General features: G+C 71.7%; 16 protein-coding genes, 2 tRNA genes and 1 pseudogene. 5 read left to right on the top strand and 14 right to left on the bottom strand.

What is annotated here, in order from left to right; all coding sequences use genetic code 11:
- Positions 1-34 precede the first annotated feature (34 nt).
- The 4 genes from ACQVFL_RS30440 (at position 35) to ACQVFL_RS30425 (ending at position 3,652) form a co-directional block, all read left to right on the top strand.
- On the top strand, positions 35-1,795 hold the full coding sequence (locus ACQVFL_RS30440) for a proline--tRNA ligase (protein WP_431728164.1): 1,761 nt from the start codon (positions 35-37) through the stop codon (positions 1,793-1,795).
- A gap of 56 nt (positions 1,796-1,851) precedes the next feature.
- Positions 1,852-2,277: a CBS domain-containing protein gene (locus tag ACQVFL_RS30435; RefSeq protein WP_396696379.1), complete on the top strand. Its 426-nt coding sequence runs from the start codon at positions 1,852-1,854 to the stop codon at positions 2,275-2,277.
- A 216-nt stretch (positions 2,278-2,493) separates the two neighbouring features.
- A complete protein-coding gene (locus ACQVFL_RS30430; RefSeq protein WP_396696377.1) occupies positions 2,494-2,922 on the top strand; it encodes a SufE family protein in 429 nt (142 codons plus the stop codon).
- Between the two features lie 94 nt (positions 2,923-3,016).
- A complete protein-coding gene (locus tag ACQVFL_RS30425) occupies positions 3,017-3,652 on the top strand; it encodes a DsbA family oxidoreductase (protein WP_431728163.1) in 636 nt (211 codons plus the stop codon).
- A gap of 53 nt (positions 3,653-3,705) precedes the next feature.
- Here the strand turns inward: ACQVFL_RS30425 and ACQVFL_RS30420 are convergent, their stop codons facing one another.
- From ACQVFL_RS30420 to ACQVFL_RS30395, 6 genes are all read right to left on the bottom strand, one after another.
- Positions 3,706-4,254, bottom strand: coding sequence for a YbaK/EbsC family protein (locus tag ACQVFL_RS30420; protein WP_396696648.1), 549 nt, complete (start codon positions 4,252-4,254; stop codon positions 3,706-3,708).
- A 54-nt stretch (positions 4,255-4,308) separates the two neighbouring features.
- Positions 4,309-4,503, bottom strand: coding sequence for a hypothetical protein (locus ACQVFL_RS30415; RefSeq protein ID WP_396696646.1), 195 nt, complete (start codon positions 4,501-4,503; stop codon positions 4,309-4,311).
- A gap of 299 nt (positions 4,504-4,802) precedes the next feature.
- Entirely contained in the window at positions 4,803-4,958 is a 156-nt protein-coding gene (locus ACQVFL_RS30410) for a hypothetical protein (RefSeq protein ID WP_431728162.1), read from the bottom strand.
- A 58-nt stretch (positions 4,959-5,016) separates the two neighbouring features.
- A complete protein-coding gene (locus tag ACQVFL_RS30405; RefSeq protein ID WP_431728161.1) occupies positions 5,017-5,646 on the bottom strand; it encodes a GAP family protein in 630 nt (209 codons plus the stop codon).
- A 69-nt stretch (positions 5,647-5,715) separates the two neighbouring features.
- Positions 5,716-7,164 carry an MFS transporter gene (locus ACQVFL_RS30400; protein ID WP_431728160.1) on the bottom strand — a complete coding sequence of 483 codons (1,449 nt, stop codon included), beginning with the start codon at positions 7,162-7,164 and terminating at the stop codon, positions 5,716-5,718.
- Between the two features lie 114 nt (positions 7,165-7,278).
- Positions 7,279-7,539: a hypothetical protein gene (locus ACQVFL_RS30395; protein ID WP_396696367.1), complete on the bottom strand. Its 261-nt coding sequence runs from the start codon at positions 7,537-7,539 to the stop codon at positions 7,279-7,281.
- Between the two features lie 170 nt (positions 7,540-7,709).
- Between ACQVFL_RS30395 and ACQVFL_RS30390 the strand changes: the two are divergent.
- Positions 7,710-12,098: pseudogene (locus ACQVFL_RS30390) on the top strand (HAD-IC family P-type ATPase); the annotation flags it as partial.
- A gap of 285 nt (positions 12,099-12,383) precedes the next feature.
- Here ACQVFL_RS30390 and ACQVFL_RS30385 read toward each other — a convergent pair.
- The 8 genes from ACQVFL_RS30385 to gyrA form a co-directional block, all read right to left on the bottom strand.
- Entirely contained in the window at positions 12,384-13,370 is a 987-nt protein-coding gene (locus tag ACQVFL_RS30385; RefSeq protein WP_431728159.1) for an L-threonylcarbamoyladenylate synthase, read from the bottom strand.
- Positions 13,371-13,418: 48 nt separating this feature from the next.
- Positions 13,419-14,096, bottom strand: a complete 678-nt coding sequence (locus ACQVFL_RS30380; protein ID WP_431728158.1) for a hypothetical protein — start codon at positions 14,094-14,096, stop codon at positions 13,419-13,421.
- 9 nt (positions 14,097-14,105) lie between these two features.
- Positions 14,106-14,840: a hypothetical protein gene (locus tag ACQVFL_RS30375; protein ID WP_396696361.1), complete on the bottom strand. Its 735-nt coding sequence runs from the start codon at positions 14,838-14,840 to the stop codon at positions 14,106-14,108.
- Between the two features lie 155 nt (positions 14,841-14,995).
- Positions 14,996-15,068: transfer RNA gene (locus tag ACQVFL_RS30370), tRNA-Ala, on the bottom strand.
- A gap of 40 nt (positions 15,069-15,108) precedes the next feature.
- Positions 15,109-15,237: a DLW-39 family protein gene (locus ACQVFL_RS30365; protein WP_217705935.1), complete on the bottom strand. Its 129-nt coding sequence runs from the start codon at positions 15,235-15,237 to the stop codon at positions 15,109-15,111.
- A 43-nt stretch (positions 15,238-15,280) separates the two neighbouring features.
- Positions 15,281-15,354, bottom strand: a tRNA-Ile gene (locus ACQVFL_RS30360).
- Between the two features lie 198 nt (positions 15,355-15,552).
- A complete protein-coding gene (locus tag ACQVFL_RS30355) occupies positions 15,553-16,479 on the bottom strand; it encodes a DUF3566 domain-containing protein (RefSeq protein WP_431728157.1) in 927 nt (308 codons plus the stop codon).
- A gap of 4 nt (positions 16,480-16,483) precedes the next feature.
- On the bottom strand, positions 16,484-20,263 hold the full coding sequence (gyrA, locus tag ACQVFL_RS30350) for an intein-containing DNA gyrase subunit A (RefSeq protein ID WP_431728156.1): 3,780 nt from the start codon (positions 20,261-20,263) through the stop codon (positions 16,484-16,486).
- Positions 20,264-20,302 lie beyond the last annotated feature (39 nt).

Genomic DNA, 20,302 nt, shown 5'->3' with positions numbered 1-20,302 from the left:
CGCCGTCCCGCACCCCGGGTCGTACGCTGCGGCAATGCTGCTGCGCATGTCGACCACGCTGATCCGGACGCTGCGCGAGGACCCGGCCGACGCGGAGGTGCCGAGTCACCGGCTGCTGCTGCGCGCCGGTTACCTGCGCCGGGCCGCCCCGGGCGGGTACACCTGGCTGCCGCTGGGCAAGCTGGTGCTGGACCGGGTCGCCGCGATCGTCCGGGCCGAGATGACCGCGGTCGGCGACCAGGAGGTGCACTTCCCGGCGTTGCTGCCGGCCGAGCCTTACCGGACCAGCGGACGCTGGACCGAGTACGGCGACGACATCTTCACGCTGGCCGACCGGCGTGGCGCCGAACACCTGCTCGCTCCGACCCACGAGGAGTTGGCCGCGCTGCTGGTGAAGGATCTGTTCACCTCGTACCGCGACTTCCCGGTGACGTTGTTCCAGATCCAGACCAAGTTCCGCGACGAGGCCCGCCCGCGCGCCGGGCTGCTGCGCGGACGCGAGTTCCTGATGAAGGACGCGTACTCCTTCGACCTGGACGATGCGGGGCTGCGCGCGGCGTACGACCGGCACCGGAACGCGTACCGGCGGATCTTCGACCGGCTGGGCCTGGAGTACACGGTGGTGCACGCGACGTCGGGGGCGATGGGCGGTTCCGCCTCGGATGAGTTCCTGGCCATCGCGCCGGTCGGCGAGGACACCTTCGTGGGCTGCACGGACTGCCACTACGCGGCCAACACCGAGGCGGTGACGACACCCGCACCGGCGGCCGGTGACCCGCTGGCCCAGCCGCCCGCCGAGGTGCACGACACCCCGGAGACGCCCACCATCGCCAGCCTGGTCGCGCTGGCCAACGAACGCCGACTCGCCGGACGCGACGACTGGACCGCCGCCGACACCCTCAAGAACGTCGTGCTGACCGTACGCCGACCCGGCGTCGACGAGACCGACCTGCTGGTCGTGGGCGTACCCGGTGACCGAGAGGTGGACCTCAAGCGGCTGGCCGCGGTGCTGGCACCGGCCACCGTGGACGTCTTCGACGCCTGGGACGAGCGCCCCGACCTGGTCCGGGGTTACATCGGCCCGCAGGTCTTCGACAAGCTCGGCATCCGCTATCTGGTCGACCCCCGGGTGGTGCCCGGCACCGCCTGGCTGACCGGGGCGAACGAGCCGGGGCGGCACGCGGTCAACGTGGTCTGTGGCCGCGACTTCACCCCCAGCGGCACCGTCGAGGCCGCCGACGTCCGTCCCGGCGACCCCTGTCCCGCCTGCGTCGGCGGGTGCCTGACCATGCGTCGGGGCATCGAGATCGGACACATCTTCCAACTCGGCCGCCGCTACACCGACGCCTTCGCGCTCGACGTCCTCGGGCCGCAGGGCAAGCCGGTACGCCCCACCATGGGCTGCTACGGCATCGGGGTGTCTCGGGCGGTGGCGGCGATCGCCGAACAGCACCACGACGACCGGGGACTGGTCTGGCCGGCGGCGATCGCGCCCTGCGACGTACACCTGGTGGCGGCCGGCAAGGGTCCGCAGGTCGAGGCGGCGCTCGACCTCGGCGCCCGACTCGCCGCCGCCGGTCTGCGGGTGCTGGTGGACGACCGGGCCGGAGTCTCCGCCGGGGTGAAGTTCACCGACGCCGAACTGATCGGCATCCCGCGCACCGTCGTGGTCGGCCGCCGCCTGGCCGACGGGTACGTCGAGGTGCGCGACCGGTCCACCGGGGAACGTGTCGAGATCCCGGTGGAAGACCTGGCGGACCGTCTCGTCGAGGAGGTAGGCAGGAACGTGGTGTAGCAGTCACGTAACCGGGTACCGCATCACGATCGGCAGAAGGTGTTCTGGAGGCTCTCATGACCGAGTATCGGGTCGTCGACGTGATGACCAAGCAGGTGATCTACCTGTCGGCGGAGACCACACTGGACGAGGCCGCCCGCGTGATGCGGGACGCCGACATCGGCGACGTGGTGGTGACCGACGGTGCCGAGCTGGCCGGCATCCTGACCGACCGGGACATCGTGGTCCGGGCGGTGGCGGAGAACGCCAGCGCGACGACCACCACCATCGGCTCGATCCTCACCCGCGAGGTGGTGATGATCGAGCAGTTCTGCACCGCCACGAAGGCCGCCGCTCTGATGCGCGAACGCGGTATCCGCCGCATCCTCGTCTGCGACCACGAACGCAAGCTGGTCGGCATCGTCTCCCTCGGCGACCTGGCGATGCAGCTCGACCCCACCTCCGCCCTCAGCGAGATCAGCGAACAGGCCCCCCAGGTGTAAGGAAGGGCACCTTCCTAACGCCTGCGGTAGAGAAGGGGTCCCCGGTTAACACTCGGCGCTCGCCGAGCACCGTGTACGACACGCGCTCCGCGACCATGCGCGACCGCGCGGCCGGAACCGTGGGCGCGACCGCACTCCGGCCGCAACCGCAGCACCGACCGCGACCGCACCCGGACGCGACCGCAGTGCCGCGCCTGTCGCCGGTAGCCTGGCGGAATGCCCGAGATGCCGAGCAAGCTGGCGGAGATCGTCGACGAGTTCGCCTCCGCGCCCCGCGACGTGGTGCTGGAGATGCTGCTGGAGTACTCCGACGCGGTGCCGCCGCTGCCCGCCGACCAGGCCGGGCACGAGGGCATGGAGCAGGTGCCGGAGTGCCAGACTGCGTTCTTCCTGCGTGCCGAGGTGACGCCGGAGGGCACCGTTCGCACCCTGTTCGACTGCCCTCCGGAGGCGCCCACCACCCGCGCGTTCGCCGGCATCCTCGCCGAGGGGCTGGCCGGTGCGAGCCCGGAGCAGGTGCTCGCCGTCCCGGACGACCTGTACCAGCGGATGGGTCTGGCGCAGGCGATCAGCCCGTTGCGGGTACGCGGCGGCACCGCCATTCTCGCCCGACTCAAGCGCCAGGTCCGCGAGCAGGCCGGCTGACCTCCTCTGCCCCTGCGGCAGGTCCGGGAGCGGGCCGACTCACTCCGACGCCGGTACGGGAACAGATCGGTGTCCCGACGGGTTGTCTCCGGGCATGGAGATCGACATCTACGCCGACGTGGTCTGCCCCTGGTGCTGGATCGGCCTGCGCCGACTGGAGGAGGCTCTCGCCTCGTACGACGGTGAGGTCACCGTCCGGCACCGCCCCTTCCAGCTCGACCCGTCCCCGGTGACCGAGCCGGTGCCGCTGCTCGACGCGCTGGCCGCCAAGTTCGGCGGTCCGGAGCGGGCTCAGGAGATGGCCGCCCAGGTCAGGGAGATCGGCGCGAGCGTCGGGCTGGAGCTGAACTTCTCGCGGGCGATCGCGGCCAACACGTTCCAGGCGCACCGACTGGTCGACTGGGCGACCGAGCGGGGTCGCGGCACCGAGACGGTGAACGCCCTGCACCAGGCCCACTTCACCGACGGCGTCGACATCGGTGACCGGGGGGCGCTCGCCGAGATCGCCACCGAGGTCGGGCTGGACGGTGCGGAGGCCCGCCGCTTCCTCGACTCCGACGAGGGCGTCGCCACGCTCGACGCGGAGCTGACCGAGGCGCGGCAACTCGGCATCACCAGCGTGCCGACCTTCGTGTTCGCCGGGAAGTACGCGGTCTCCGGCGCCCAGGAGCCGGCCACGCTGCTCGCCGCGCTCAACGAGGTCGCGGAGCGTGAGGCCGCCGCCTCCTGACCCATCGACGGTGGCGATGTTTCACGTGCAACCACATCGACACCGTTCGACGATCAGGTCGACTTGGCCAGGCCCTCCACCACCCGCGCGCCGGGCAACACGGCCAGCGCCGGGCCCGGCAGGACGATCTTGCTGTGCCGCACCCCCGAACCGATGACCACGTACGGTGCGGCCACCACCCGGGAGTCGACCAGGATCGGCCACTCCGGCGGCAACCCGATCGGGGTGATGCCGCCGTACTCCATGCCGGTCGACTCCACCGCGTCGGCCATCGGGGCGAAGCTCGCCTTGCGTACGTCGAGCGCACGCCGGGCCACCCCGTTCACGTCGGCCCGGGTGGTGGCCAGCACCACGCAGGCCGCGTACCGGACGACGCCCTCCCGTTTGCCCGCGACCACCACGCAGTTGGCCGACTCCTCCAGCCCCACCTGGTACGCCTCGCAGAAGGCGGCGGTGTCGGCGAGGTCGGCGTCGATCGGCGCGACCAGCACGGCGTCGACGTCCACCGGCGCGTCGGCGGGCCACTGCGCCAGCGCGTCAGCGACCGGCGCGGCCAGCAGTTCGGGGCGGCCACGGGCGGGCTCGGTACGCAACGTTCCCATCACGGGTGCGATCGTCGCATCCGTCGCGGGTGCACCGGTCACCGAGGCTCCGGCTCAACCGTTGGTCAGGAACCCGTGCTCCTGGAGCATCGCCCGGTCCCGGGCAGCCGCCATCTCCTCCGCCCTCTCCGCCTGCACGCGGCGCGCCTCGATGTCCTCCAGAGCGTGCCGGACCGCGAGCCGGATCACCCCGTAGAGGAAGACGAAGCCGCAGACGTACAGGAGACAGGTGACGACGAACGTGAGCATGAGCCGACGGTAGGGCGAACGTGAACGAGAGCGGGTGTCATCTTGTCGTCGTTCCCCCGTACGTGTCGGCCAGGTAGTCCGCCCAGGTGCGGCGGCCGGTCGGGCGGGTCTCGGTGACCAGTCCACCGGCGCGATGCCGTCGCGCGGACCTGCGCGCAGCAGCTCGATCAGCCGGTCCGCCACCTCACCCGGATCGACCGGCTGGGCCACCACCGCCCGGTCGGCGATCACCGGGCAGGGCTTGCCGGACGCGCGCAGCGACCCGTCGAGGAACTGCGGGAACCGGGTGGCCCGCACCGTCAGGGCACCCCTCCGGCGGCCACCACCTGCTCGGCGGCGAGCTTGTGCCGGTAGTACGCGTAGGGCACCCGGTCCACGCCGACGATCGAGACGTAGATCAGGTGGGCCACGCCGCCCTCGGCCGCCGCGGCGACCAGCCGGCGGGTGCCGAGCACGTCGATCTGGTGCGTGCGACGGGTCGGGTACGGCGTGGCGTGACAACTGTGGGCCACCTCACCGGGCCAGGTCCAGCACGGTGAGCACGACGAAGAACACGATCACCGCCTCGCTGACCAGCCAGGCATGGCTGTCGGCCCAGTCCCGTATCCGGGGCAGCACCGCTTCGGCGCGGCGGCCGAGCAGCAGCAACGCCAGCAACGGCAGAGCCAGCAGCGTCAGGGTGAGCAGCATGAAGGGCACCAGGTGCCACCACGGCAGGCCCTGCCGGGCGGCACTGGCGCCGACCGTGAGCATGGTCAGGTCGTCGGACGGCATGGCGAGGAACAGCAGCAGGCCGACCCGGAGCGCGTACCGGGGAGTGGCGTGCTGGAGCCGACCCATCCAGGCGGGCGGCCCGGAGTGCCGCCGCAGGAACACCACCACCGCCAGGACGGCCAGCAGGAGCAGGACGATCCAGTCGACGACCCGTTCGAACCGGCCGTCCCGGGTGTCGAGGCTGATCCGGAACAGGTGGGTGACCAGCCAGGCCAGGGTCGTACCGCCGCACACCACGATGGCCGCTCCGGCCAGGTAGCCCAGCGACGCGGCCCGGGGCCGGTCGGAGGAGGCGAAGAAGACCGCCGCCACCAACTGGGTCCCGGCGACCATGACCACGGCCAGTGGTAGGAGAGTCAGGAAGTTCATCGCGTGCCCATCCTCCCGGCTGCCTCCGTCCGGCACCCCGGATTCGGCGGATGCGTACGCCCGCCGAGGTCAGGCCGCTCCGACCCGCGCACGTGGCACGACCCGACCGGCGAGCAGCGCGCCGACCAGCGCCAGCCCGGCCGCCGCCGCGAGGGTCACCCCGTAGCTGCCCGGACCCGGTGCGGCGCCCGCCGCCAGCACCGCACCGGTCAGCGCCAGCACGGCCGCTGCGGCGAGCGAGTCGCACAACTGCAACGACGAGCTGTTGCGGCCCTGCTCGCCCGGGGCCGACAACTCCAGGGTCAGCACCGACAGCGACGGATAGAGCAGGCCCATACCGGTCCCGGCCACCGCCCAGCCGAACACGCCCACCCCGACCGGTACGACCGGCAGCACGGTGAGGCCCACCACCGCGACACCGACGGTGATGCAGGTCAGGCCGGCTCTCGGCAGGGTGGCACGGCTGCGTGGCGCGCGGACCCGTCCCTGTAGCCACGACCCGAACGACCAGGCGACCGCCCCGGTGGTCAGCACCAGACCGGCTGCGGTGGGCGAGAACCCGCGTTCCCGGGAGAGCATCAGCGGGATCACCACCTCCGCGCCGACGAAGGCACCCGAGGCCAGCCCACGCAGCCCGACCACGGTGGGCAGGCCCCGCCCGGCCCGGAGGAACCCGGCGGGCAGCAGTCGTGGCGCGCAGACCAGCAGGCCGACCAGGGCGGTACCGACCAACGCCACGGCGGTGAGGCCGCGCTGCTGACCCCCGATGTGCAGCAGTGCGGCGCTCACCCCCGCCCCACACGCCCAGCCGATCCGGGTGAGCGGACCGGACGGGTCGCCGGTCGGCCGCACCGGCCCGTCGACGTCGGCCACCGACCCGTCCAGTGACCGGCCCGCTCCGGCCGACCGGCCCGCGTCGATCGAGCGGAGGCCCGGATGGACCAGCAGGACCGCCGGCACCGCCACGACCGGCACCGCCAGGAAGACCCACCGCCAGCCGACGTACTCCACCACCAGGCCCGCCAGCAGCGGCCCCACCAGCGACGGCACCACCCACGCGGCGGCGAACGCGGCGAAGATCCGCCGGTGCAGGTGCTCCGGGTACGCCTTCGCGACGATGACGTACAACGCGACCGACAGCAGGCCGGAGCCGAAGCCCTGCACGATCCGGCCCACCACCAGCGTGCCCATCGTGTCGGCGCTCCCGGCGAGCAGCAGCCCGACGACGAAGCCGCCGAGACCGAACCACATCGGCCAGCGCGGTCCCCGGGCATCGCACCAGAGACCGGAGATCACCATCGCCACCACGCCCGCCGCGAACGGGCCGCCGAAGGCGATCCCGTACAGGGCCAGACCGTCCAGGGCGCGGGCCACGGTCGGCATGGCGGTGCCCACCGCCAGCGCCTCGAAGGCCAGTAGCGAGACCAGGGCCACGGTGCCCACCGTCATCGCCCGCAGCCGAGTGGCGAAGATCGTCTCCGCCGACGTCAGGTCCGGAGCCGAGGCGGTGGCGGTCACCGGACACTCGCACGGCGGCGCGGGACACCGACGGGACGCCGGTACGGGACGATCGACATGACCCGATCCTGCGACCTCAAGCCATGTTCAGGTCAAGCGTGACGCGGCTTACCCTCAGGCCGACTCCAGCGCCTCTCCCAGCCCTTTGGCCAGTCCCGACAGGCGCTGATCGGCCAGCAAGTGCCCGGCGGTGATCACCAGCGCCAACGGCCACTCGATCACCTGGAGCGCGGTGAGCACCCCGATGCCCGCGTAGTAGGCGAGCTTGTCCGGCGGCGGCACGGCCACCATGCCGAGCCACGGGATCTCCACCCGGTGGGCGAACGCCCGCAGCGTCTCCTGCGTACCGCTGAGTTCTCGTGTCAGCGCACTCATCTCGGCCTCCCCGTGGACGACGACGCCTCCCTTGGACGACGACGCCCACCCCGGATTCCACCGCCGAGGCCGTCCATGCCCACCGAGGCGAGAAACTTCCCCGCCCCGGCGGGCATAAGGGACGCCCGGCCGGGAAGCCAGGCCGCCGGGCCCGACCGGTAGGAGGCGAGATGCGGCGACCCGTGTCCGTACCGCCGCTGGTCGGCGACGCCTCGCGCAGCGTCGGTGCCGCCGCCACCCGGCTCGCCCGGGCCGTGGGGCTCTCCAGCCGCCGGGTGTGGTCCCGGCCGGGACGCCACCACATCGAGGTGCACGGCGTCTGCCAGGACGGCGGCGACACGCTGGCCCGGCAGGTCGAGGCGGCCCTGGAACGGATGCCCGGCGTGCTCTGGGCCCGGGTCAACGCCCCCTCCGGACGGGTGGTCGTCGCCGTCGACACACCGGGACCGAAGGTACGCGAGCTGATCGGCACCATCTCCCGGATCGAACGCACCTGCCCGCACGAACCCGACCCGGAGATCCCGCCTCCGCACCCGCCGGAGGAAGGGCCGCGCACCGCCCGTACCCTCGGCGCGCTCGCCTCCGACGCGCTCGGCCTGACCATCTCCGCGGCCACCCGGATCCTGCCCGTGACCCCGGTGCCCGCCGAGGTCTCCGGTCTGCTCAGCGCCATCGACCTGCACCCGAAGCTGCACGCCCTCGCCGGTCTGGGCCTGCGCCGCGACCCCCGCGCCGAGGTCATCTTCCCGCTCGCCGAAGCGGTGGTGCAGGGCCTCACCGGCGGTTGGACGGGCATCGTGCTGGACAGCGCCCAGCGCGTCGTGCAGTGGGGTGAAGGACTGGCCCAACTGCACGCCTGGGAGAAGGCCGAGCCCGGCCTCACCGGGGAACCGGACCGGGCCGTGGCCCGCTCCCCGGTCGGCGAACGCCCCTGCCCGAAACCGGACGGTGCCCCGGAGCGGTACGTCACCCGGATGCTGGGCACCGGCGCGGCTGCCTTCGCCGCCGCCACACCCGTCGTCGGTCCGAAACGCGCCGCCGCGCTGGGGCTCTCCACGCTGCCCAAGGCCCCCGGCAGCGGTCGCGAAGGGTACGCCGCCCAACTCGGCCGCATCCTCGCCCGGCGGGGCGTCATCGCGATGGACCGAGGCGTACTGCGCGAACTCGACCGGATCGACACGCTGGTCCTCGACGCCCGGGTGCTCGGCTCCGACCGGGGTGTCCTGGCCGACCTGGCCCCGCTGCCCGGCGCCGACACCTCGCAGGTGGCGGCACGGGCGTTCACCCTGTTCGAGCCGACCGCCCCGACCGACGTACGTCGACTCGACGGCTGGCGACTCGGCCCCCTCGACCGCCTCGACGTCCACGACCCCGGCGACACCGACGACAGTCGCCGGCTACGCGAACGCGGCGGAACGCTGCTCGGCCTGGCGCAGGGCGACACCCTGGCGTCCGTACTGCGGGTGGAACCGGAACCCGCGCCCGGCGTCGACACCCTGCCCGCCGTCGCCCGACAGGCCGGTCTACGGCTCGTGGTGGCCGGCGACGACACCGAGCGGTACGCCTCCGCCGACGCGCTGCTGCCCGGCGACGACCGGCTGGCCGAATCGGTCCGCACCCTGCAACGCGAGGGGGCGGTGGTGATGCTCGTCTCCGGCGACCGCGCGGCGCTCGCGGCGGCCGACTGCGGTCTGGGCGTCGCCGACCCGGAAGCCGCGCCGCCCTGGGGAGCGCACCTGCTGGTCGGCACCGACCTGCGGTCGGTCGCACTGATCATCGAGGCGGCCGGTGTGGCCCGCCGGATGACCGGCCAGAACATGCGCATCGGGCTGGCCGGCAGCGGCCTCGGCGCGCTGGCGGCCTTCACCGCCGACCCCGCGCTGCTGCCCGGCCGTAGCCTCGCCTCGGTCAACGGCGCGGCGGCACTGGCCTTCGCGCACGGCGTCTGGCGCGCCGGTCGGCTCTCCGCCCGCACCGAGTCGGCCGCCCCGGCGATCACCGCCTGGCACCTGATGCCGGTGCCGACCGTCCTCGACCAGCTCGGCACCGAACGCGGCGGCCTGACCGAGACCGAGGCCGAGCGCCGCCGGGCCGCCGGGCCGGGCGAGACCTCCGGCCCCGGCGGGCTGCTGCGGGCCTTCGTGGACGAGCTGGCCAACCCGCTCACACCGGTGCTCGCCGCCGGAGCGGTCCTCTCCGCCAGCTTCGGCTCGCTCGTCGACGCCGCCCTGGTCGGTGGCGTGGTCGGCGCGTCCGCACTGGTCGGCGCCGTGCACCAGCGCAACACCGAGAAGTCACTGGCCGCGCTGCTGTCCCGCTCGGCGGTCACCGCCCGGGTCTGCCGGGGCGGCACGGAACGGGTACTCCCGGCCGAGGACCTCGTGCCGGGCGACGTGATCGTGCTCGAATCCGGCGACGCCGTACCCGCCGACTGCCGGGTGCTGGACAGCGTCGGGTTGGAGACCGACGAGTCCTCGCTCACCGGCGAGTCGCTGCCGGTCGCCAAGACCGACCAGCCGGTGGTGGCCGCCGCCGTCGCCGACCGCCGGTCGATGCTCTACGAGGGCACCACCGTCGCCGCCGGACGCGGCGTCGCCGTGGTGGTGGCCACCGGCACCGACACCGAGGCCGGGCGCAGCCTCGCACTCGCCCGGCAGGCCCCACCCGCCAGCGGCGTCGAGGCCCGGCTCGGCCGGCTCACCCGGGCCGCGATCCCGCTGGCCGCCGGGTCGGCGGTCGCCGTCGTCGGTGCCGGGCTGCTGCGCGGCGTACCCCTGGCGCAGACCGCCGCCACCGCCGCGAACCTGGCCGTCGCCTCCGTGCCGGAAGGGCTGCCGTTCCTGGTCAGCGCCGCCCAACTGGCCGCCGCCCGGCGACTCGCCGAACACGGCGCGTTGGTCCGCAACCCGCGCACCATCGAGGCGCTCGGCCGGGTCGACGTCCTCTGCTTCGACAAGACCGGCACCCTCACCGAGGGACACCTGCTGCTGGCGGGCGTCGGCGACGCCGACGGGTACGCCCCGGCCGACCGACTCGACGACCGGCTCCGGCGGATCCTCGCCACCGCGCTGCGCGCCACTCCCGCAGCCGACGATCCCGAGGAACTGTCCATGCAGACCGACCGCGCGGTGCGGCGCGGCGCCACCTCCGCCGACCTTTCCGAGCAGTACGCGGCACCCGGCTGGCGGGCGGTGGGCGGCCTGCCGTTCGAGCCGTCCCGGGGCTACCACGCCACCGTGGGCGAGACCGAGGGGCGGATGCTGCTCAGTGTGAAGGGCGCGCCGGAGCGCGTACTGCCCCGCTGTGCCGCCCGCCGCACCGACGGCCGCGACGAACCGCTCGACGACGCGGGCCGGGCGGAGCTGCACCGCCTGCTCGGTGAGCGCGCCGGAGCCGGACACCGCATCCTGGCCGTCGCCGAGTGCGTGGTCAGCGACCCCGACCTCACCGACGACGACGTACGCGGCCTGGTCTTCACCGGATTCCTGGCGATCGCCGACGGGGTACGCGACAGCGCCGCCCCCGCCGTCCGCCGGATCCGACAGGCCGGCGTGCACACCATCATGATCACCGGCGACCATCCGGCGACCGCCGAGGCCATCGCCGCCACCATCAGCGCGGGCGACGCCCAGCGGGTGGTCACCGCCACCGAACTCGACACCCTCGACGACGACGCCCTCGCCGCCCGGCTCGCCGTCACCGACGTGGTGGCCCGCTGCACCCCCGCACACAAGGTCCGGATCATCCAGGCGTTGCAGAAGTGCGGCCGGACCGTCGCGATGACCGGCGACGGCGCCAACGACGCACCCGCCATCCGACTGGCCGACGTGGGCATCGCCCTCGGCCAACGGGGCACCCCGGCCGCCCGCGCCGCCGCCGACCTGGTGGTCACCGACGACCGGCTGGAGACCATCATCGCCACCCTGGTCGAGGGCCGGGCGATGTGGTCCTCGGTCCGCCACGCGCTGAGCATCCTGGTCGGCGGCAACCTCGGCGAGATCGCGTTCAGCGTGCTGACCGCCGCCGCCACCGGGCAGGCCGCGCTCAACGGACGCCAACTACTGCTGGTCAACCTGCTCACCGACATGGCGCCCGCACTGGCCATCGCCGTCCGCCCACCCGGCGACGGCGACCACACCGACGGACTGCTCCGCGAGGGCCCCGACAGCTCCCTGGGCGAGACCATGACCCGCGAGATCGGACTGCGTGCCGCCGCTACCACCCTCGGTGCCACCGCCGGCTGGACGCTGGCCCGCTACACCGGCAGCCGCCGACGCGCCGGCACCGTCGCCCTGGTCTCGCTGGTCGGCACCCAGCTCGGCCAGACCGTCCTGGCCGGTGGCACCAGCCCGTCCGTGCTCGCCTCGACCGCCGCATCGGTCGGCGTCCTGGCCGCCGTGGTGCAGACCCCCGGCGTCAGTCAGTTCTTCGGGTGCACCCCGCTCGGGCCGGTCGGCTGGACCATCGCGACCGGCTCCGCACTCGGCGCCACCTTCGCCAACGGCGCTCTCACCAAGCTGGTCGCCCGCCTACCTCAGACCGACCGCGCTCCTGCCGACGGCTCTCCTGTTGACGGCGCTGGTGGCGATGGCGCTGGTGCCGACGGCCTGTCGTCTGGCGGTGTGTCGTCTGGCGGTGTGTCGTCTGGCGGTGTGTCGTCTGGCGGACGCCGGGCCGAAGGCGTCCTGGTCGAGGACGCTCGGGTCCACGGTGTCCAGGTGGACGGTGCGCGGGATGACGGTCACCGGGATGACGACGCTCAGCCCGATGGTGCGTCGTCGAGCGCGGCGTCGTCGGACGGTCGGGCTTCCCAGGTCGGCCCCGGGCCGCAGGAATCCTGAGCGTCAGCCGGGGGAATGCCAGGTCGCGGCGGCGCGACGCAACCGGTCGTTGATCGCCCGCCCCACCCCGCTCTCCGGCACCGGCTCGGCGACGATCTCGGTGACCCCGGCGGCGTCCAACCGGTGCAGTGCCTCGAAGAGCCGCGCCGCCGCCTCGGTCAGGTCACCGGCGGTCGAGAGCACCTCCACCGCCGCCCAACCCTCCGCCGGCCGATCCCGGAACGCCAGGTAGCCGCGCCGAACCCCGTCCTCGACAGGCAACGTCCCCGCGTCCCGCAGACGCAGCGGCGTACGGGGCGCGTAGTGCGCGGCCAACGTCCCCGGCGCGACCGGCTGCCCCGAACTACCCTGGCGCACCGTCACCGGGCCGGTGACCTTCTCCAACTCCTCGACCGGCAACGCGCCCAGACGCAACACCACCGGACGGTCCCCCCGGGCGTCCACGATCGTCGACTCGATCCCGCACCGGGTCGGCCCGCCGTCGAGCACCACGTCCACCGCGCCACCCAGCCCGCGTACCACGTGCTCCGCCCGGGTCGGACTGAGCTGGCCGAACCGGTTGGCGCTCGGTGCCGCCACCGGCACCCCCGCCGTGGCGATCAGCCGCCGCGCGTACTCGTTGTCCGGCACCCGTACCGCCATCGTCGCCAACCCGGAGGTGACGATCGGCGGGATCACGTCCGGCCGGTCCACGATCAACGTCAACGGACCCGGCCAGAACCGCTCCGCCAACGCCGCCACGCCCGCGGAGACCACCCCCACCAGCGCTTCCAGGTCAGCGGCGTCGGCAAGGTGGGTGATCAACGGATCGAAGCTGGGCCGCGCCTTCGCCTCGAAGATCCGGGCCGCCGCCCGCGCGTCCAACGCGTTCGCCCCCAGGCCGTAGACGGTCTCGGTGGGAAAGGCCACCAACCCGCCGGTACGCAGCACCGAGGCGGCCTCGGTCAGGTCGCCCTCGGCAGGCAGGACACGCGGAGATCCAGTGCTCACACCGTCGACGCTAGCCTGCGCCCGACGCCTCACCCGACATGCCCCGACTCACCCGGAGAACTCGGCGACGTACGCCGTGAGCGGCACCGCCCCCGATCCCGTACCGCCGACCGTGACATCGCCCCCGAGGTCCTGCTCGGCGTACTCGCCCGGCTCCCGGACGGCGGTCGTGACGACCAGCATCGGATGGGTGAAGTGCACGGTCAGGAAGCGCCAGGCCGCCCGGTTCAGGTCCGGCTGCCGAGAGTTGGGCACCCCGTCAACCGCACCCGCGTGGAACAGCAACGGCGTGCCCGCCCGATCCCGCAACACGCGGCCCAGCGATAGACGCTCCGAGCACTCCGCACAGCGCAGGAACCCCTCGTCGGACGCGTCGAACCCAGCAGACAGCAGGTCCGCGAAACCACCCTCCGGCCAGCCCGCCAGATACGCCGAGAAGGAGATGTCACCCTCCCCGTCGCCGTCCAGCATCGCGGGAAGACAACCGGTCTCCATCTGCCGGTGCAACTCCGGGTCCCAGTCATGGGCCACCCGCAACCGGTGCCCACCATGATCGGCGAGCAGCTTCCACAAGGCGCTCGACGCGGAGCGACACTGCGAGAAGACCGGCTCGTCCGGGTTACCGGCGTACCGGGTCAGCGCAGCGCCGGGCTGTTCACTCAGCGGCTTGCCGAGACCCCAACAGATCCGGTTGCACGAGCAGTAGAGAAAAGCGGAAGCCCCCATTGCCATCCCCTAACCAGGTACGCCCATGCCCCGCGCTCCCAGCATCCAAAGCCCCAATGGGCGCCCGTCCGGCGTGTGGAAAGCAACGTACACGTCCGCGTACCGCGCGAGCCGGCGATCGTCGCGGTTCTTGGCCCAGAATGCCTCCATCAACCGACGCACGTCGGTTCCTGGGGGCACCTGTACGAACAACTCACCCCGATAGGTCAACTTCTTGGCGTAGTCCTCGAACTGCCGGGCGAAGGTAGTGGGCGCCCCACTGAACGTCTTGACCTCTCGCCGATACACTTCCTGCCCGCTCTTGTCCAGAAACGAGACGTCCGGTGGCGGCTTGTTCGCACCGGCGAGCGTCGGCGTCGACCCCTCGGGGCCGTAGAGTGCCCGCTCTGCGTTTGCCTCACTGAGCACGAAATCCTTGTGCTGAGCGTGCTCCCGCATCAAGCTCACGATCGACTTCTGCCGCGTGGCCGCGTCGAGATTCAGCTCCGCGCCACATCCCTTGCAGGCCGTACGAGCCAGGCGGATGTTGGTGGCGAGCACCTCGTGGGGCAGCCGCTCCCTTCCCTCCTCCGCAGGCGCGTCCTCTGGTGCTTGTGGAGGTGCGCTCGTCGCCACTCCCACCTCTGGCGGCAAGCTGCTCGACGAAACGGATGAGCCGGTAGATCCGCAGGCCGCCAGCGCTAGCAGAAGCGCTCCGGTCAAGATCCGGGTAGCGCCGAGGCGGAGTCGATCGGCGAACACCATGCCGGCAACATACGACGGTGTCACACTTCGCCGCAGTCCCGACTACCGTCCGTACTGACTGCGCGGAGGCAAAACAGACCACTGAAGCTGATGAAGAGTACGCCTTATGACTCTCGGCAAATCCACGAGAGCCCTCCCGGAAGCGGAGGTGTAAGTGGAGCCCAGGGGACTCGAACCCCTAACCCCTGCCTTGCAAAGGCAGTGCTCTGCCAGTTGAGCTAGGGCCCCGTACGCGGGCTGGGATGCCCGCCGGTCGGAACGACGACGGTCAGCGCAGGTCCGGGGAGGTGGTGGCCTCGTGCCAGAGCGCGCGCTCGTCGTTCGCTTCCTTGATCTTCTTGGCCACCACGGCGGCCACACCGACGACGCCGGCCAGGATCAACAGCTTCTTGAACATGGGGCCTGCCCCTTACGCTCGACGCACCGTCGGACCATTGCGGTGGGGCTAGCTGGAATCGAACCAGCGACCTCAGAGTTATCAGCTCTGCGCTCTAACCGACTGAGCTATAGCCCCGCGTAGCGACGAGCAAGGTTAACCCATCCGCTCACGCCGCCCCAAATCGGGGTGGGCCCTCGGGGCTGCCCGACACCGTCGTCATCGAACCTACCCGAACGCCGCTGGCCGGCCCACCGAGATACCTGGGACGGGCCGGGAACGGCGACCGGGCCGGCCGCGGGAGGCGACCGGCCCGGAGGCGGTGTTCCTGAGGTGTCAGTCGCGCTCGGCGAGCGTCAGCTCGATGCCGCCGACCAGGTCGGCGCAGACGTTGTAGACGAACGCCCCGAGCGTGGCCAGCGCGGTGAACAGGACGACGTTGACCAGACCGATCAGCGCCGAACTGAAGATCACGCCGCGGGCGGTGATCTGGAAGCCGCTGGTGCCCTGCCCACCACCCGCGTTGACCAGGTCACCCAGGCTGTCGTTCACGCTGGCGAAGACGCCCATCGCGTCCAGCGCGAGGTAGAGCACCGAGGTCGCGACCACGATGACGATGAACAGCACCACCGACACGGCGAACGCGAACTTCATCACGGACCAGGGGTCGATCCGCTTGAGGTTCAGTCGGGCCCGGCGCGGCCCGCGTGACGCGGCCGAGCTGACCGAGGTACGCGCGGCGCGTACCGCCTCGCCCACCCGCGCGGCACCGACGGCCGACGAACCGACTCCCGGAGGCAGACCGCCGCCGTTCGTCGGGCGACCCGCACCGAGCGGACGGTTGGTGTCCGGCTTCGCCCCGAGGCCGGTGATGCGGGGCTGGGTGCCCGTGGTCCCGGTGCTCGACGTCGGCAGCACGCCCGTGGTGCCCGGCGAGGACGGACCTGGGCGAGGTCCGGTCGTCGATGTGGTCGACGGCTTGCCGGCGGCGCTGGCGGCAACTGTCGGTGTGCCCGGCGAGCCGGGGGCCTCGGTGCCCGGCCTGTCGCTGGACGCCTCGGCATCCTTCTCGTCTGTGGGCTTGTCGGGCGGCGGAGCCATACCGGGGGCCCGAGTGAACTTCGGGGCAGGCGCGTCGGCGGGAACGGTCGCCCGGCCCACGGCCGCGCGGCCGGTCGCTGGCGTGCCGGTCTTCGCGGCGTCCTCGTCGACCGGGTTGGCCGAGGTCCCCGCGTTCCCCGACTTCGCCTGTGTCTCCGTCATTCAACTAGTCCTGTTCGTCAGGCTCGTCGGCATTGCGAGCAATCGCCACGATAGTCACGCCATCCGGGAGGTCCATCAGCTTGACCCCCATTGTGTTCCGGTCGCGTGTACGGCGTACAGGCTTCACCGGAGTCCGGATAACGCCACCGTTGCTGGTGATGGCAAACAGCTCGTCGTCCGGGTCGATCACGACGGCACCGACCAGACCACCGCGCCGTTCGGTGATCTTCGCAGTCAGTACGCCCTTACCTCCCCGGCCCTGCACCGGGTATTCCTCGATCGGGGTACGTTTCGCGTATCCCCCGTTCGTGGCGACGAGCACGTCCAGCCCCTCGCGGACGACCTCCATGGCCAACAGCTCGTCCTCGTCGCTGAAGCGCATGCCGATCACGCCCGACGTGGCCCGACCCATCGGCCGCAGGGCCTCGTCGGTCGCGTTGAACCGGATCGCCTGGGCGTTCTTGGAGACCAGCAGCAGGTCCTCACCGGGGTCGACCAGCGCAGCACCCACCAACTCGTCCTCATCGCGCAGGTTGATCGCGATGATTCCGCCGGACCGGTTGGAGTCGAACTCCTCAAGCCGCGTCTTCTTCACCAGGCCGTTCTTCGTCGCCAGGACCAGGTAGGGCGCCACCTGGTAATTCGGGATCTCGATGATCTGTGCGATCTGCTCATCCGGTTGGAACGCGAGCAGATTGGCCACGTGCTGGCCCTTGGCCACCCTACTGGCCTCCGGAAGCTCGTACGCCTTGGCCCGGTACACCCGCCCCTTGTTGGTGAAGAACAGCATCCAGTCGTGCGTCGAGCAGACGAAGAAGTGGCTGACGATGTCGTCCTGCCGCAGCGTGGCACCGCTGACACCCTTGCCGCCGCGCCGCTGCGAGCGGTAGAGGTCCACCTTCGTCCGCTTGGCGTACCCGGTACGGGTGATGGTCACCACCACGTCCTCGCGGGCGATGAGGTCCTCCATCGAGACCTCGCCGTCGAACGGGATGATCTGGGTACGCCGCTCGTCGCCCCACTTCGCGACGATCTCGCCCAGCTCCTCCGAGACGATCCGCCGCTGCCGCTCCGGCTTGGCCAGGATGTCCTTGAGGTCGGCGATCTCCAGCTCCAGCTTGGCCAGGTCGTCCAGGATCCGCTGCCGCTCCAGCGCGGCGAGCCGACGAAGCTGCATGTCCAGGATCGCGGTCGCCTGGATCTCGTCGATCTCCAGCAGCCGGATCAGGCCCTGCCGGGCGTCCTCGACCGTGGGCGAACGCCGGATCAGGGCGATCACCTCGTCCAGGGCGTCCAGCGCCTTGGACAGACCACGCAGGATGTGCGCCCGCTCCTCGGCCTTGCGCAGCCGGAACGCCGTCCGCCGCCGGATCACCTCGATCTGGTGCTCGACGTAGTAGCGGATGAACTGCGCCAGGTTCAGCGTGCGCGGCACCCCGTCGACCAGCGCCAGCATGTTCGCGCCGAAGGTCTCCTGGAGCTGGGTGTGCTTGTAGAGGTTGTTCAGCACCACCTTCGCGACCGCATCGCGCTTGAGCACCAGCACGATCCGCATGCCGGTACGCCCGGACGACTCGTCGCGGATGTCCGCGATCCCGCCGAGCTTGCCCTCCTTAATCAGCTCCGCGATCCGCTCGGCCAGGTTGTCCGGGTTCACCTGGTACGGCAGCTCGCTGACCACCAGCGCCGGCCGACCGCGCTTGTCCTCCTCGACCTCCACCACCGCGCGCATCCGGATCGAACCCCGACCGGTGCGGTACGCGTCCTGGATGGCGGACTGGCCGACGATCAGACCGTGGGTGGGGAAGTCCGGACCCTTGACGATCTCCAGCAGCGCCTCAAGCGTGGTGGCCTCGTCCGCCTCCGGGTTCTCCAGGCACCACTGCACCGCCGCGCCGATCTCCCGCAGGTTGTGCGGCGGGATCTTGGTGGCCATGCCGACCGCGATGCCCTCGGAGCCGTTGATCAGCAGGTTCGGGATCCGCGACGGCAGGATGGTGGGCTCCTTGGCCCGGCCGTCGTAGTTGTCCTGCAGGTCTACGGTGTCCTCGTCGATGTCCCGCAGCATCTCCATGGCGAGCGGGTCGAGCTTGCACTCGGTGTTGTGACTGACGAACCCGTCGGAGACGAACGAGTGGTCGTCGGTGTCCACCCGGATGCTGTAGACCGGCTGCACACCCGCGTCGGTGACCCCGGCCACCTCGGCGTAGTAGAACCGACCGTCCACCAGCGGCTCGACCACGTCGAGCACCTCGGACTCGGTGATCTGGGCGGTGATCTCGGCGCGATCGCGCTCCCAACGCTCGATCCGGTCCACGTTGTGCCGGCGCAGCCAGTCCCGCTCGGTCCAGCGGCTGGCGCCGTGCTCCCGGATGAAGTCACCGACCAGCGGCACGTGGTCACTGGAGAGCGCCGTGCTGCTCGCCGGGACCGAGGCCAGCTCCGACTCCAGCTTGGCCTGCTTGCGGCCGAGGAAGCCGACCTGGGCGGCGAAGATCCGCGCGTCCCGGCGGGTGGTCACCACGACCTTGATCTCGCCGTCGTCGTACCGGCACTGGCGGCTGACGACGCCGAACTCCAGCAGCAACTGCTGCACCTCGCGGGCGAGCCGCTCGCTGCGCGTGGAGTACGAGATCTGGATGGTGTTGCGCGGCAGCATCGAGGAGGAACCGTCCCCCTCGAAGAGTGCCTGGAGGAAGGCCCGCTTGGTCGCGGCCGGCCCCTGCCAGACGAACTCCGGCACGACCTTGTCGGCGCTGCGCGCACCGATCGTCTCGCCGAGGATGCTGGCCCGGAGCGCGGTGAGATCCTGGATGTCGAGTTCGTGCAGGACGCTTCCGGACGCGGTCACCCGCTCACTGACGTGCCGGCGCCCACCGACGGCGAGGTCGTAGGCCGCCAGGACGCGGACGAAGAACTCGCGGTCGACGTTGTTGAAGCCCGCGCGGGTCTCGGAGACCCACCCCTCGCTGACGAAGGCACCCGCGAGGACGGCGGCCTCGACGTGTTCCGGCATCGGACAGCCGATCTCGTCCGGCACGCTGCGCTGGAGCAACACCCGGTCACCGGGGGAGATCTCGGCGAGCAGCTTCCAGAGCAGCGTCGGTACGCCGGCCACGTCCACCAGGCAGAGCACCGGGTGGTTGTGGGTGCCGGTCAGCTCGTACCCCTCGTGGGTGCGCAGCCGCAGCGTCGGGTGCTCGCCGGAGTGGAAGAACGCCGAGGCGCGGACCAGGTCGCCGTTGCGGTCGCGGACCTTGAGGTCGATGTCGGTCTCGCTGCTCGACGCCGCGCCCGGCACCACGTCGCCGATCCGCACGCTGCCATCAGCGGTGCGAATACGGACATCTGCGGTCAGACAGTAACGCATCGCCGCAGCAGGGTCGTTTCCGGGCGAACCGAAGTTGCCGTTGCCGTCCACCAGCGGGTAGCGCAGCGACCAGGGCTGGGCCATCCGGACCAGGGCGTCGTAGATGGCCGAGTCCCCGTGCGGGTGGAACTGGCCCATCACGTCGCCGACGACGCGCGAACACTTGACGTAACCGCGGTCCGGTCGGTAGCCCGAGTCGAACATGGCGTAGAGGATCTTGCGGTGGACCGGCTTGAGCCCGTCCCGGACGTCCGGCAGCGCCCGCCCGACGATGACGCTCATCGCGTAGTCGAGGTAGGAGCGCTGCATCTCCACCTCGAGCCCGACCGGCTCGATGCGGTCGTGGGCGACCACGGCAGCCGGCGCCTCGGGGACCTCGGGCTCGTTCGGTGTGGACTCGGGGGAATCGGTCACTGTTAACCCTTATCAGACTGAGAGTCGTTTTTGTGCCTG

The organism is Verrucosispora sp. TAA-831 (genome assembly GCF_050780145.1).
Lineage (GTDB): Bacteria > Actinomycetota > Actinomycetes > Mycobacteriales > Micromonosporaceae > Micromonospora.
This window is presented reverse-complemented; position numbering and strand designations above follow the sequence as displayed.

Excerpts from the sequence above, each read along its gene's own strand:
- ACQVFL_RS30420 (WP_396696648.1), bottom strand. The coding sequence starts at position 4,254 with ATGGGAACGTTGCGTACCGAGCCCGCCCGTGGCCGCCCCGAACTGCTG.
- ACQVFL_RS30355 (WP_431728157.1), bottom strand. The coding sequence starts at position 16,479 with ATGACGGAGACACAGGCGAAGTCGGGGAACGCGGGGACCTCGGCCAAC.
- ACQVFL_RS30405 (WP_431728161.1), bottom strand. The coding sequence starts at position 5,646 with ATGAACTTCCTGACTCTCCTACCACTGGCCGTGGTCATGGTCGCCGGG.
- ACQVFL_RS30415 (WP_396696646.1), bottom strand. The coding sequence starts at position 4,503 with ATGCTCACGTTCGTCGTCACCTGTCTCCTGTACGTCTGCGGCTTCGTC.
- ACQVFL_RS30435 (WP_396696379.1), top strand. The coding sequence starts at position 1,852 with ATGACCGAGTATCGGGTCGTCGACGTGATGACCAAGCAGGTGATCTAC.
- ACQVFL_RS30375 (WP_396696361.1), bottom strand. The coding sequence starts at position 14,840 with ATGGTGTTCGCCGATCGACTCCGCCTCGGCGCTACCCGGATCTTGACC.
- ACQVFL_RS30365 (WP_217705935.1), bottom strand. The coding sequence starts at position 15,237 with ATGTTCAAGAAGCTGTTGATCCTGGCCGGCGTCGTCGGTGTGGCCGCC.
- ACQVFL_RS30395 (WP_396696367.1), bottom strand. The coding sequence starts at position 7,539 with ATGAGTGCGCTGACACGAGAACTCAGCGGTACGCAGGAGACGCTGCGG.
- ACQVFL_RS30440 (WP_431728164.1), top strand. The coding sequence starts at position 35 with ATGCTGCTGCGCATGTCGACCACGCTGATCCGGACGCTGCGCGAGGAC.
- ACQVFL_RS30430 (WP_396696377.1), top strand. The coding sequence starts at position 2,494 with ATGCCCGAGATGCCGAGCAAGCTGGCGGAGATCGTCGACGAGTTCGCC.
- ACQVFL_RS30425 (WP_431728163.1), top strand. The coding sequence starts at position 3,017 with ATGGAGATCGACATCTACGCCGACGTGGTCTGCCCCTGGTGCTGGATC.
- ACQVFL_RS30380 (WP_431728158.1), bottom strand. The coding sequence starts at position 14,096 with ATGGGGGCTTCCGCTTTTCTCTACTGCTCGTGCAACCGGATCTGTTGG.